This is a genomic window from Acetobacter fabarum (genome assembly GCF_029069195.1).
Lineage (GTDB): Bacteria > Pseudomonadota > Alphaproteobacteria > Acetobacterales > Acetobacteraceae > Acetobacter > Acetobacter fabarum_A.
The window spans coordinates 51,088-64,513 of sequence record NZ_JARDYK010000004.1 but is presented as its reverse complement, the minus strand read 5'-3'; the positions used below and the strand labels follow the sequence as shown (position 1 = coordinate 64,513).

Below are 13,426 nucleotides of genomic sequence, written 5' to 3'. Positions count from 1 at the left end.
TTCCACACCTTCACAGTGCGAACGTCGGTTATGTGTAAGACATGGGATTGAGGCAAAAAATAGTCCAGCCCACCCTTGCAGGAACACGTTTGCACACGCAGCATGGCTCCTGAGTACAAGCCTGCAAAGGAAGATACAACCGTGATCACACGCCCAGCACCTTACCACTCCACCTCTGTCCGCGCTGGTCTGTGGCCCGGTCTGCCCCTCTGCCTTGCCCTTTGCCTGTCCGCCACATCCGCGCTGGCGGTCACAGCCCCTGCCCCCCCGCGGACCGAAGCAGGCCAGCCCGCCCAGACCCCCGATGCCACAGACACATTCCATGACGCCGCCGCCATGTTGCCCAAGGATTCGGTCACCCACCATAACGGCACCTTTGGCGGGCAAAAAATGACGTACACCGCAACGGCAGGCACGCTGACCCTGCGTGACGATGCAGGCAAACCCACGGCACGCATGTTCTATACCGCCTATACGCGGGATGGGGCGGACCCTGCACGCAGGCCGGTCGTATATTTTTTTAACGGTGGGCCTGGCGCGGGCACTGCCTACCTGCACCTTGGAGCGGCAGGCCCGGTCACGCTCGATTTTCCCACAGGCAACCCCGCTGATGGCGCCAATGCACAGATCAGACCCAACCCGGAAAGCTGGCTGAGCGCTGCTGATCTGGTTTTTCTGGACGCGCCCGGTACGGGCTGGTCGGTCCCTACCGACCCCAAACAGGCGGACAAGCAGTTCTATGGCGTAAAGCAGGATGCCAAAGCCTTCGCCAAGGCCATCCAGCTCTGGGCCAACGCCAACAAACGCCTGATGTCCCCCCGCTACCTTGCGGGGGAAAGCTATGGCGGCCTGCGCGCCATAGAGGTGGCCAATGCTCTGGCCGAAGACCAGCACATTCTGCTCAATGGCATGATCATGATCTCCCCGGCGCTGGACATGACCCTGCTGGATACGGAAAACAACATTCTGGCCGAAGCCTTTGTGCTGCCCTCGCTTGAAGCGGCCAATCTGGCCCTCCAGCACAAGCTGACGCCCGAGAACACCGCCCAGCATCTGGACACGGCATACCGGTACGCCACGGGGCCATACCTGAGCACACTGGCAGGCACGCCCCCCGCAGGTGATGATGCCGAGGATTTTTACGAGGCGGTCGCAAACCATACCGGCATTGAGCAGGATATTATTACCAAACAGCGCGGCATGCCCCGGCCAGAGGCGCACGACATACGCAGCCGCGATGGCCGCCTGTATTCGCTGTATGACGCCACACTTTCCATTGCCGACCCCTTCCCCGAAGGAGTGGACAATGGAGAAAGCCCCGACCCCATGCTGGATGGGTTTGGCCACGCCTATGGCAGCGCCTTTGAGCAGTACGCCACAACCGAACTGCGCTACCGGACTGACCTAAGCTACAACCTGCTCAACGATGCCATCAGCCAGACATGGGACTACCGCGACGCAAACACCCCCATTGTGCGCCCCATTCCCACCCTGCGCCGCCTGCTGGCCCTTAACCCCACCTTGCGGGTGTTCATTGCCAACGGCGCGTACGATCTGGTGTGCCCCTATGCGTCCTCCCGCTGGGTGGCGGAGCATATTCCCGTCGGCCGCAGCCGTATTGGCCTGCACGTCTACCCCGGCGGGCACATGCTCTATACCCGCACAGACAGCCTCGCCGCCCTTGCGCGCGATGTACGCACCTTTCTGGCTCCCTGAGCCAGAAAACACATCAACACCCCGGCCCCGCAGGCCTTAAACGCAAAACGGGCGAGGGGACCAAAATCCCCCCGCCCGTCTGCCGAACAAAAAACCGAAGTCCGAACCGGATCAGCGCTTGCTGAACTGGAAGGAACGACGGGCTTTTGCGCGACCGTACTTTTTACGTTCAACCTGACGCGAATCGCGGGTCAGGAAGCCAGCGGCCTTGAGGATGCTGCGCAGCTCGGGTTCGTAGTGGGTCAGCGCACGGCTGATACCGTGACGAACCGCACCCGCCTGACCGGACAGACCACCACCGGTTACGGTGCAGACCACGTCAAACTGGTTGTAACGATCGGATACGAGGAAGGGCTGGGTGAGCAGCATGCGCAGCACGGGGCGTGCGAAATACTGAACAACCGGACGGCCGTTAACGGTGACTTCACCTTTACCCGGCTTGATCCATACGCGGGCCACGGCATCCTTACGGCGGCCAGTGGCGTAGGAGCGGCCCTGTGCATCACGCTTTGCTTCGTAAACCGGAGCAGAATCGGCCAGAACCGGTGCAACGGTCTTCAGATCGGCCAGCGTGCCTGTGCGTTCCTGAGTTTCAGACATTGTCTCAGCCCTTCTGAGCGTTAACGACGTTTTTGCGGTTCATCGCCGCAACGTCAAGCACCTGGGGGGTCTGACCACCGTGGGGGTGTTCAGCGCCAGCGTACACATGCAGGTTGCGCATCTGCTCACGCTGGAGCGGACCACGCGTGATCATGCGTTCAACTGCTTTTTCGACCAGATGGCCGGGGTGCTTGCCGTTCAGGCGCTGCGAGACCGTGCGGGTCTTGATACCCCCGGCATAGCCGGTGTGGTAATGAAAGAGCTTCTGGTCCGCCTTGTTGCCGGTCAGCGCCACTTTTTCGGCGTTGATGACAACAACATGGTCGCCGCAATCGACATGCGGTGTGAACTGAGGCTTGTGCTTGCCGCGCAGGCGCGTGGCGATGATGACGGCGAGACGACCCAGAGCGAGACCTTCGGCATCGATCAGGATCCAGTTCTTCGTCACCTCCGCGGGCTTCAGCGAGAGGGTGGTCTTCATGACACTGATTCCATATGAGAACAGTTACGTATTGATGGCGGGTTATGATGGGTGGCGCACGGGCCGTCAAGAGGTATTGCAGTTAATGACCGTATTTTCAGGCAGTTTTCTCTAGGTAACATGTTACCGTTGCACCGCTTGCCCCCCACCCCCGCATGCACTAAAGCTGAAGACTGTGGTGAAAACAGCAGGATTTCCAACGCGTGAAGAAGAACGTTCTTGTCACGGTCTCCGTTATCGCCATTCTCGGCGGGATCGCATGGTTTGGTGCCCACCACGCAGAACGTGTGATGGTGGATAAAGGGATCGAGCGGTTCAAACAGGCGCTGGGGCCGGATGTCTCCTTCACCTATACGCGGGCAAAGTCGGGCCTGCTGGGCCGCAGCGTGCGGTTTAACGGCCTTGTGTTCCGGCAGGGATCGGAAACCTTGACCGCCGATGAGGCGGAACTGACCAAGCCCGACACGCAGGATTCCGACGCAACCCGGATTCACCACCTGAGCTTCCGCAACTTCCAGCTGGCGGACACCACAGGCAGCCTGCACCTGAAAACCATGGAAATGGACGATCTGACCCTGCCCACCAGAGCAGAGGACCCCACTGCCCCCGGTGCGCAGACCCTGAGCATCGGCCACGCACAGGCTACCGGTCTGCACGGCTTTGTCAGCGCCCTGCAATCCGACCTGTCGGCAGAGAGCGCCAGCATGGACAATTTTGGCACGGGCGAAACATCACACCTGCAAGCCCGCAACGTGCAGCTTTCCACCGATGCGGCTCCACCGCGCCATATCAGGGCCGAGTCCATCAGCGTGGATGGCGTAGCCCTTGCCGACCTGTACAAAACCCTGACCACGGGCACGCCCTACACCGCCCATGCCAGTACGCGCGATATCAGCATTGACCAGCTGAGCATGGATGGCCCAACCCCGCTTGTGCGCGCCAGGCGCGTGCTGTCCCACGCAACCCATACCGACTCCACCGAGCAGGAAGTCTCCAGCATACAGGGGCTGGAACTATGGCCGAGCGTACCCAACATGGGCTGGATGCCCTCGCTCGGGTATGACCATTTTGTAGGCGATGTGGTGCTCAATGACACACACACACCCAAAACCGGCGCGCTGCATCTGGAAACCCTCAGCATCGATTCCGCCAACATGGGGCGGCTGCATATCCACGGCGAACTCGGGCAGGCAACATCCGCCTCCATGCTGGTTGACAGCAATGCGGAAATGCGTGTGATCTCCCTCTCGCTCGACTACATAGACCACGGGCTGGTCCCCAAGGCACTCGGGGCCATTGCCGCAGCCCGCGACCTGCCACCACAAGGTCTGCTGGCCTATGTGCAGGCCCAGTCCGCCACGGCGCGGAACCCCACCTTTGCCAGCTTCTTCCACTGGCTGGCCAACCCCGGCCGACAGACCCTGAGCGTAACCTTGAAACCGGAACAGCCCATGCCGATCATGCAGGTAGCCGCCTCGCTGGGTGAGCTTGCCTCCACGCCCGAACTAGCACAGAAAATCGGACTGTCCGTTCAGGCGCACTAACACCATATCACCTGACCACAGCCAGCAGACACACCGCAATGCGCCCCCACCAGCCCCCTTCGCACCCCGTACATGTTATTGGCGCTTCCGGCCGGTCGGGGCGGGCCGTGTGTCAGGCACTGGCCCTGCGGGGCACGCCCGTTGTGCCTGTCATACGCAACCCCGCGCGCGCCTCCGGCCTGCCCACTCCGCGCATTGCGGCGCTAAATGGCCCAACCGGCCCGCTGCGCGCCGCACTGGCCGATGCAACGCACATTGTCTGTACCGCGCATGCCCGCCATATTCCCGCATTGCTGGCCGCAGCCCCTGCCACGGCCCGGCTGGTGTGCCTTGGCAGCACGCGCAAGTTCACCCTCTGGCCAGATGTACACGGCAATGGCGTTCTACTGGGGGAACGAGCCCTGATGGACTCCGGCCGGTCAGGCGTGATCCTGCACCCCACCATGATTTACGGCGCACAGGGCGAGAACGCCGTGCAGCGGCTGGCCGCCGTGCAGCGCCTGCTCCCGTTTACGCCCCTGCCCGGTGGGGGGCGTGCTCTGGTGCAGCCCATCTGGCAGGGGGACGTAACCGCCTGTATTCTGGCGGCTCTGAACAGGGCATGGGATGGCCCGCACAGTCTGGTCATTGCCGGGGCAGATGCCGTGCCTTACCGCCAGTTTGCCGCCATGGTGGCTGCGGCGGCAGGGCTTGCGCCCCGACCGACCATACCCGTGCCTGCAAGCCTGCTTACGGTCCTTGCCCGTCTGGGCTCTTACGTGCCCGGCCTGCCCCGCATTGGCCCGGACGAAATCCGCCGCCTGCTGGAAAACAAGGATTTTGATATTCTCCCCATGCAAACCACACTGGGGGTACGGCCCATTGGACTGGCCGAGGGACTACACCATACGTTTTTTGCGCTGGGCCCAGACACTCCACGGACCTGACCTGAAGCCCGGACGGGTGCCCAGACAAAAACGGGCAGTCTGACTTTTTAAAGCCAGACTGCCCGATCCTGCGGCACAACCCACGGTATTAGCACCCGTGCCTGCCCCTGCCGGGGGCCAACTTATTCGGGCTGTTCAACATTGGTGCGGGCCGCACCGCCGCGTGGGCGTACGGATGGCAGCATTTCCCCCGTAACCGCGTAGTACACACGCTCGGCAATATTGGTGGCGTGGTCCCCGATCCGCTCAAGGTTTTTGGCGACAAACAGCAGATGGATGCACGGCCCGATCTTGCGGGGGTCTTCCATCATATAGGTCACCAGTTCACGGAACATGGTGGTGTACAGCTCATCGACCGCCGTATCGGCTTTCCACACTTCCTGCGCGCGCTCTGCATCGTTCTCGACCATGGATTCCACGGCCATGTGCAGGTTTTCCTGCACCAGACGCGCCATGGCCCGCAGGGCGCTGAAGGAAACAGCCCCGTCCAGAACCTCCACCTTGCCCGCCCTGCGCGCGATGGAGGAGGCGTAATCCCCGATCCGCTCAAGGTCACCACTCATTTTGAGCACGGCCACGATAACGCGCAGGTCCACCGCCATAGGTGCCCGCAGGGCCAGAATACGGATGGCCAGCATTTCGGCCTCACGCTCCAGCGCGTCCACTTCGGGGTCCAGCTCCGGGGGTTCCAGAGCGGCTTCTTCATTCTGGTTCACCACGGCGGCGATGGCCTGAGCGGTCTGCCGCTCCACCAGACCACCCATGCGCGCCACAATGCCACGCAGCCGGTCCAGCTCCTGATCGTAGCGGGTAATGGTATGTGCGGGTTCGTTGCCCATAACGCTTTCCTCCGTGCCCTGTGCTCGGCGTTCAGCCAAAGCGGCCTGTAATGTAGTCCTGCGTCTGCTGTTCACGCGGGGTGGTGAACATACGGGCGGTGCTGTCCACTTCGATCAGGCGCCCCATATAGAAAAACGCCACCTGGTCCGCACAGCGGGCAGCCTGCTGCATGTTGTGCGTGACAATGGCAATGGTGAACTCGGTTTTAAGCTCGTCGAGCAGTTCCTCGATCCGGGCGGTGGAAACCGGGTCCAGTGCGCTTGTCGGTTCGTCGAGCAGAATCACTTCCGGGCGTACGGCAATGGTGCGGGCAATGCACAGGCGCTGCTGCTGGCCACCAGACAGGGCCGTGGCCGAAGCACTCAGCCGGTCCTGTACCTCTGCCCACAGGGCCACGCGGCGCAGGGCGTCTTCTACCCGTCCGTCCATTTCGGAGCGGGAGACACGCTCATGCAGGCGGATGCCAAAGGCAATGTTGTCGTAGATGGACATGGGGAATGGCGTGGGTTTTTGGAACACCATGCCAATGCGCGAACGCAGAACGTTCAGGTCCACCCCCGAATTGAGGATATTCTGCTTGTCAAAAATCACTTCACCCGTGGCGCGCTGACCGGGGTACAGGTCGTACATCCGGTTGAGCACACGCAGCAGGGTGGACTTGCCACAGCCTGAAGGACCAATCATGCCCGTAACACTACGCTCGGGAAAATCGATAGAGATGTCATGCAGTGCGTGGGACGTGCCGTAATAGAAGTTCAGCCCCCGGACCTGCATGGCCACAGGATGCTGTACATCCCTGCTGGCCGCGGTGCTGTCCAACGATTGGGTCATGCCTGTCGCTTTTACGGGAACCTCTATGCTCATGACCGTCCTCCGCGGGTTCCGACCCGCACTACAATATTGATAATCAGCACACCCAGCGTCACCAGCAGCGCGCCGGTCCATGCCTGCTGCATCCAGTCCTGATAAGCGGAGCCAGCGTACTGGTAGATGGCCACGGGCAGGCTGGCCATGGGGCGCCCGAGGTCAAGCGACCATTCGGAATTGCCCAGCGAGGTAAACAGAAGGGGCGCAGTCTCCCCCGCAACACGGGCGATGGACAGCAGCACCCCGGTCATGATGCCCGCACGCACGGCCCGGACACAGATAAACAGGATAACCCGCCATTTGGGCGCACCCAGCGCAATACCGGCCTCACGCATGGCCACAGGTACAAGACGCAGCATGTCCTCGGTCGTGCGGACCACAATGGGCATGGCCAGAATGGCCAGCGCCACAGCACCCGAAAAACCGGAAAAATGCCCGAACGGGACAACCAGCATCATGTAGATAAACAGGCCGATCAGGATGGACGGTGCTGAGAGCAGCATGTCCGACACAAAACGCACAATGCGCGCCATGCGGCTGCCCGCCCCGTATTCGGCCAGATAGATCCCTGTCATCAGCCCTGCTGGCGCGCCGATCAGGATAGCCAGCCCGGTCTGGATCAGGCTGCCCATAATGGCGTTGGCCAGCCCACCGGGCTGCCCTGGCGCTGCCATGGACAGGGTGAACAGATGCACGCTCATGCCCGCCAGACCATTTTTGAACAGGGTCCACAAAATGGAGCCGAGCATGAACACCACAATCAGCATGCCCAGCCAGCTCAGGCCCGTGGCAAGCTTGTCGCACATGTGGCGCCGCCAGAGCAGCGAGGCGGAGCGATCCGCCCGCATGAGGGTATTGTTCGCCTTCATCCTCAACGTCCTGCTGCCTGTTCGCCACGGGCCAGCAGCCAGCGGGAGAACCAGAGTGTTACAAAGGAGATGGCCATAAGAATGGCCCCCAGCGCCATAAGGGAAGCCAGCTTGAGGCTCCCTGCCGGGCTTTCGGGGAATTCAAGGGCGATCAGCGAGGCAATGGTGTTGGCCGGTGCAAACAGCGACCAGCCGATATGGTTGCTGTCCCCGATCACAAAGGTTACGGCCATGGTCTCACCCATTGCGCGGCCCATGCCCAGCACAATGCCACCCACAACCCCCTGGCGGGACCAGGGCAGCACCACATGGCGCATGACCTCCCACCGGGTGGCCCCCAGCCCGTACCCGCTCTCACGCAGGACAGCGGGCATGGACAGGAACACATCGCGCATGACGGCGGTAATGGACGGGGTGATCATGACCGCCAGAATAAAGGCGGCCGTAAACAGGCCCGTACCAAACGGCGCACCCGCCACAAGGGCGGACAGGCCGGGCACATGGCCAAAAAGCTGGCGGGCGATGGGCTGCACGTAATGCGCCACCACCGGCACCACCACAAAAAAGCCCCACATGCCAAAAATAATGGAAGGCACAGCCGCCAGAAGCTGCACGGCCATACCAATAACCGCGGCTGCAGCGGGCGGTGCAAGGGCGGTCAGCCAGAACGCTGTACCAAAAGCCAGAGGCACGGCCACAAGGAGTGCGAGCGCACTGCTGATAACAGTGCCAAAAACCGGGGCTGCCGCCCCGAAATGCTGCGTGACCGGGTTCCACACCGCGGAAACCAGAAAGCCCGGACCAAAGGTTGCAAACGCCTTCCAGCCACCTGTCACCATAACGGCAATAATGGCACCCAGAACAACCAGCACGCCAACACCTGTTGCCGTTACCAGAAGCCTGAAGGCGGGGTCGCCCTTCTGCCCTCCCTGATGGGAAGGGGCCTGTTTCATCGCTGGCAGGGACTGCCGTGCGGGAATTTCCATCTGCTCTCCGTTCCGAACTATCAGCCGGATGGGGCGAGAAATACTGAACGCTGTGCGCTCCTGCAACACGGGGACCCCATGAAAGTCCCCCCAAACCGGGTTTTGTCACAAAATTGTAGTGTTATCAGGGTATTCGCGGACAGCGGACCGGCACCTCGCACATTCAGCCCCCGGCAACCGGGAGCCTGCGCGACCATTTCTGCATAATCCGGCCCTGACAGCCAGCACAATGTGGCGTAATGTGTTCTGGCCCCATGCCGGTGGACCCCCGCCGCGCATACCCCATGACCCGATGCTTTACTCCAGCACCACAGCAGAAGAGACCCCATAATGGCCGGCTACCGATCACGCACCACCACCCACGGGCGCAACATGGCGGGTGCCCGCAGCCTGTGGCGCGCAACCGGTGTAAAAGACTCCGATTTTGGCAAACCCATTATCGCCGTCGCCAACTCCTTTACCCAGTTCGTGCCCGGCCATGTACACCTCAAGGACATGGGGCAGCTTGTATGCGAGGCCATTGCCGAAGCCGGTGGCATCGGCCGCGAATTCAACACCATTGCGGTAGATGACGGCATTGCCATGGGCCATGGCGGCATGCTGTACAGCCTGCCCTCGCGCGAGCTGATCGCCGATGCCGTGGAGTACATGGTGAACGCCCACTGCGCGGACGCCATTGTATGCATCAGCAACTGCGACAAGATCACGCCGGGCATGCTCATGGCCTCCATGCGGCTGAACATTCCGGTCATTTTTGTTTCCGGTGGGCCCATGGAAGCCGGGCGCGTGACGCTGGATGACATTGAACAGCGCGCCGACCTTGTGACCTCCATGGTCGCAGCCGCAAGCGCAGATGTGAGCGAGGCCGACTCCCTTGCCATCGAACGCTCCGCCTGCCCTACCTGCGGCTCGTGCTCGGGCATGTTCACCGCCAATTCCATGAACTGCCTGACCGAAGCACTCGGCCTGTCCCTACCCGGCAACGGCAGCCTTGTGGCGACCCATGCCGCCCGCCGCAACCTGTTTGTGGAGGCAGGCCACCGCATTGTGGACCTTGCCCGCCGCTACTACGAGCAGGATGACCCCTCCGCGCTGCCACGCAACATTGCCACCATGGCCGCGTTTGAGAACGCCATGTCGGTCGATATTGCCATGGGTGGCTCCACCAACACGGTGCTGCACCTGCTGGCGGCCGCGCATGAAGGCGAGGTGCCCTTTACCATGAAGGATATCGACCGCCTCTCCCGCAAGGTGCCACATCTGTGCAAGGTCTCCCCCTCCCGCCCGGATGTTCACATGGAAGACGTGCACCGTGCTGGCGGTATTCCCGCCATTATGGGTGAGCTAGACCGGCTGGGCCTGCTGCACCGCAATGTGACCATGGTCCACGCCGCCAGCCTGCCCGAAGCGCTGGACAAATGGGACATCCGCGCCCCCGGAGCCCAAAGCCGCACGCAAGCACGGGAATTCTTTAGCGCAGCACCCGGCGGGGTGCGCACCACGGTCGCGTTCTCGCAGTCCAGCACTTACAAAACACTGGATACGGATCAGGCTGGGGGGGCCATCCGCGATGGCGGGCATGCCTATAATCAGGATGGCGGGCTGTGCGTACTTTACGGCAACCTGGCCGAAGACGGTGCGATTGTTAAAACCGCAGGCGTGGCCGCAGGGCTGGAAACATTCTCCGGCCCAGCCCGTATCTTTGAAAGTCAGGATGACGCGGTTGCCGCCATTCTGGGCAACAGGATCAACCCCGGTGATGTGGTGCTGATCCGCTACGAAGGCCCCAAGGGCGGCCCCGGCATGCAGGAAATGCTGTACCCGACCAGCTACCTCAAATCCAAGGGGCTGGCCGAAAAATGTGCGCTGATTACCGATGGCCGTTTTTCAGGCGGGAGTTCGGGCCTGTCCATCGGCCATATCTCCCCCGAAGCGGGCGAAGGCGGCGTGATCGGGCTGGTGGAGGAAGGCGATACGATCGAGATCGACATCCCCAACCGCCGCCTGTCCGTAGCCATTGCAGACAGCGTTCTGTCTGACCGCCGGGCACGGATGGATGATCTGGGCGATCAGGCATGGCAGCCCAAGCGCGAGCGTGTGGTCTCCAACGCGCTCAAGGCCTATGCTGCCCTGACCACCAGCGCCGCCCGTGGCGCGGTGCGCGACGTAAGCCAGCTTACCCGCCGCACCCCGCGCTAATACGCAGCCCGTCGACACAACGCAAAAACCCCCGCAGGGCATGGCCTTGCGGGGGTTTTGCCTATCCACCCTTGACGTCCAGCGTGCATCCGGCCTGACGCCAGATGCACGGGAGCAGAGACAGCAGTCAGTGCGCGGGTGCGACCACATCCCCTGCCGGAGCGGCGAGCTGGGGAGTTGCGGGGGTTGGCTGCGGCACGACCTTATTGGTGACGATATAGGTAATGGATTCGGCGCGGGTAATATCCACCATATCGCCAACCTTGAGTGTTTTCAGGAAGTCCTGCATCGCCTTGGTGCGCAGGACCGCCACATGCAGGGAGTCATCCCCCTCCGTGGTGAAGGAGATGGTGCTTGAGGGCACGTCAATGGTCTTGATCAGGGCGCGCTCACGGTTAAAAGCCGCAATAATGCCGCGCGGATGACCATGTACAAAGCCCCGCGCCGTGGTGAGCGTGGATTCGGGCAGGGGGCTGCCCGGAGAGGCAAGCTGCGCGCCCAGTGTTTCCACGAACTGGATTTTCAGTGCATCACCTTCATGCAGGTGGGGCACATCCTTTACAGCGGCCCCGTATTCAATGGTCAGCAGGTGGCCATTGCTTTCACGCAGCAGCAGTTCACGCGCTTCGCGGTCAACACTTTCCACAATGGCGGTGGCCTGCTGGCTTTTAAGCAGCACAGACGCCTGCGCATGGGCAACCGTTGGCATGGCCATTGTAGCCATGCCCGCAAAGCCGAGCGCACAGGCTGCAACAGACGCTACAGCCTTGGAAGAAAAGCGGGAAACAAGAGGATGCAACACTCTCAATCCTTTCCGTCAGAAGCCTGAAGCAGACAGCGTCAGGCCAGATATGTTAACCGCAGTGATACAACGCCTGCACCATAACACAAGCCAAAGCGTTGCGTTGCGCGTTTGCATCCACCCTGTGGCAGGCCCGCCACTGCAAAAAAAACCCGTCTGGGTGGACCAGACGGGTTTTGCCGTGTGTCGGGCGGTCAGGAACAGGCCCGACGCGGGCTTAGCCGCAGCACTTCTTTTTACGGATGAAATAAACAACCGCTGCAATCAGGCCCAGAGCCAGAATACCACGTGCACAGGGGGATTTGGGGCATTTTGCCATGTCTTGAGCTTCCTCAATATGGAGTTCCACCCAACACGGGTCGGGCGTTTCATTTCTGTTGTAGCGTAATTGGCGGGCCGCGTCATGCCATCTGGCGTACATAACTACCGCCTGACTTCATGCCTGCCGCGCAAAATACTTATGGACGCATAAGAGGTTACGGCAGGCCACGGCAGCGCGTAGCGGCTGCATGTCACAATATGGTTATGGGGCAATACGGTCCCTGTCATCCTCACCCAGAAGCTGGATGAGCTGACGCAGGTCCGTGAGCAGAATATCCACCACAAAACGTATGATCGGGTCTGCCGTTTCATTTTCCGTTGGCAGGGCGGCCATGACCTCCGCTGCAATGCGGTATTCATCGCCCGTGCGGGCTACGGCCTCACTCTCACAACGCTGGATGATCCACTGGAACCCACGCAGCATGCCCGCACGCACGCTGGCCGCATGCTCCAGTTCCCCCGCCGTGGCACTCTGGGGCAGAACCAGCATGGCACGGGCTACCACCAGCGCATCCATCTGCAACTGCCGTATTCCCGGTGGCAGGCGGGCCAGCATGGGGTCACGCTCATCCAGCGGCCGCCAGTGTTCGCGCCGTGCTTCCTCCAGCGCGGCCTGCACCTTGCGCAAGGAGGCGGCACATTCGTCATTCATGTCCTGAATGACCGACCACTCCACATGCCCTGTGCGGGCTTTTTGCAGCATGGCCATAATCTGGCGCACCGTAAGGGCTGCGTTGCGGAACGCATCGCGCCGGGCCTGTTCGTGCAGCACCATATACGTCACCAGCGTGCCCGCCCCCACCCCGATCAGAATAGCCAGTACACGCTCGATCGGGCGCAGATAGGGGTCGTTATCAGAGGGGAACAGAATGGCCACCATAAGCGTGACCACGCCCATGCGGGCCTCCGGCTTCCACGATACCAGAATGGCCAGCGGCACAAACGCAATGGTAAACGCCCCCCAGAGTGGCCAGTGCGCAAACATGAGCAGCGTAATGGGCACAATACTGACCGTAGCCCCGATAAGCGTACCCACAAGCTGGTCACGCCCCTTGGAGATTGTGTCCGTAATGCTGTTCTGGGTGACAATGACCGAGGTGATAAGCGCCCAGGCCGGTTCCTGCAGGTTGGTCAGCCAGGCCACAGCCCCCGCCAGCCCCACAGCACTGAGCAGGCGCACGGTCTGGCAGACGGTGGCGTTGCTCAGCCAGCGCGCCAGCCATGGGCAATACCGGCCCATATCCAGCACGGGCGTGCGTCGGCCCGTTAAAAGTG

Annotated in this window: 13 protein-coding genes; 4 read left to right on the top strand and 9 right to left on the bottom strand. The window is 61.6% G+C overall.

Features of this window, described 5'->3' with window-relative positions:
• Nucleotides 1-189: 189 nt before the first annotated feature.
• Nucleotides 190-1,716 carry a S10 family peptidase gene (locus PY793_RS07135; protein WP_408744685.1) on the top strand — a complete coding sequence of 509 codons (1,527 nt, stop codon included), beginning with the start codon at nt 190-192 and terminating at the stop codon, nt 1,714-1,716.
• 111 nt (nt 1,717-1,827) lie between these two features.
• On the opposite strand, the gene rpsI is transcribed toward PY793_RS07135, so the two are convergent.
• Nucleotides 1,828-2,316, bottom strand: coding sequence for a 30S ribosomal protein S9 (gene rpsI, locus PY793_RS07130; protein WP_086646120.1), 489 nt, complete (start codon nt 2,314-2,316; stop codon nt 1,828-1,830).
• Between the two features lie 4 nt (nt 2,317-2,320).
• Nucleotides 2,321-2,797 (bottom strand): 50S ribosomal protein L13, encoded by a 477-nt coding sequence (gene rplM / locus PY793_RS07125; RefSeq protein ID WP_275177404.1) that lies wholly within the window; start codon nt 2,795-2,797, stop codon nt 2,321-2,323.
• Nucleotides 2,798-3,000: 203 nt separating this feature from the next.
• Between rplM and PY793_RS07120 the strand changes: the two genes are divergently transcribed.
• A complete protein-coding gene (locus PY793_RS07120; protein ID WP_275177403.1) occupies nt 3,001-4,341 on the top strand; it encodes a hypothetical protein in 1,341 nt (446 codons plus the stop codon).
• Between the two features lie 38 nt (nt 4,342-4,379).
• Nucleotides 4,380-5,267 (top strand): SDR family oxidoreductase, encoded by an 888-nt coding sequence (locus PY793_RS07115; RefSeq protein WP_275177402.1) that lies wholly within the window; start codon nt 4,380-4,382, stop codon nt 5,265-5,267.
• Nucleotides 5,268-5,389: 122 nt separating this feature from the next.
• Here the strand turns inward: PY793_RS07115 and phoU are convergent, their stop codons facing one another.
• Genes phoU through pstC form a run of 4 tightly spaced genes read right to left on the bottom strand, consistent with a single transcriptional unit; the run spans nt 5,390 to nt 8,829 of the window.
• Nucleotides 5,390-6,106, bottom strand: coding sequence for a phosphate signaling complex protein PhoU (phoU, locus tag PY793_RS07110; protein ID WP_086646124.1), 717 nt, complete (start codon nt 6,104-6,106; stop codon nt 5,390-5,392).
• 31 nt (nt 6,107-6,137) lie between these two features.
• Nucleotides 6,138-6,938 (bottom strand): phosphate ABC transporter ATP-binding protein PstB, encoded by an 801-nt coding sequence (gene pstB / locus PY793_RS07105; protein ID WP_275177567.1) that lies wholly within the window; start codon nt 6,936-6,938, stop codon nt 6,138-6,140.
• A gap of 29 nt (nt 6,939-6,967) precedes the next feature.
• Entirely contained in the window at nt 6,968-7,843 is an 876-nt protein-coding gene (gene pstA, locus PY793_RS07100) for a phosphate ABC transporter permease PstA (RefSeq protein ID WP_275177401.1), read from the bottom strand.
• 2 nt (nt 7,844-7,845) lie between these two features.
• Nucleotides 7,846-8,829 carry a phosphate ABC transporter permease subunit PstC gene (pstC, locus tag PY793_RS07095; RefSeq protein ID WP_275177400.1) on the bottom strand — a complete coding sequence of 328 codons (984 nt, stop codon included), beginning with the start codon at nt 8,827-8,829 and terminating at the stop codon, nt 7,846-7,848.
• A gap of 330 nt (nt 8,830-9,159) precedes the next feature.
• On the opposite strand from pstC, the gene ilvD reads away from it, so the two are divergent.
• Nucleotides 9,160-11,028, top strand: a complete 1,869-nt coding sequence (ilvD, locus tag PY793_RS07090) for a dihydroxy-acid dehydratase (RefSeq protein ID WP_275177399.1) — start codon at nt 9,160-9,162, stop codon at nt 11,026-11,028.
• 127 nt (nt 11,029-11,155) lie between these two features.
• Here ilvD and PY793_RS07085 read toward each other — a convergent pair whose 3' ends face one another.
• The 3 genes from PY793_RS07085 to PY793_RS07075 all read right to left on the bottom strand — a co-directional run bounded on the left by PY793_RS07085 (nt 11,156) and on the right by PY793_RS07075 (nt 13,391).
• A complete protein-coding gene (locus PY793_RS07085) occupies nt 11,156-11,752 on the bottom strand; it encodes a hypothetical protein (RefSeq protein WP_275177566.1) in 597 nt (198 codons plus the stop codon).
• Nucleotides 11,753-12,047: 295 nt separating this feature from the next.
• Nucleotides 12,048-12,251 carry a hypothetical protein gene (locus PY793_RS07080; protein WP_275177398.1) on the bottom strand — a complete coding sequence of 68 codons (204 nt, stop codon included), beginning with the start codon at nt 12,249-12,251 and terminating at the stop codon, nt 12,048-12,050.
• 102 nt (nt 12,252-12,353) lie between these two features.
• Nucleotides 12,354-13,391, bottom strand: coding sequence for an FUSC family protein (locus PY793_RS07075; RefSeq protein ID WP_275177565.1), 1,038 nt, complete (start codon nt 13,389-13,391; stop codon nt 12,354-12,356).
• Nucleotides 13,392-13,426 lie beyond the last annotated feature (35 nt).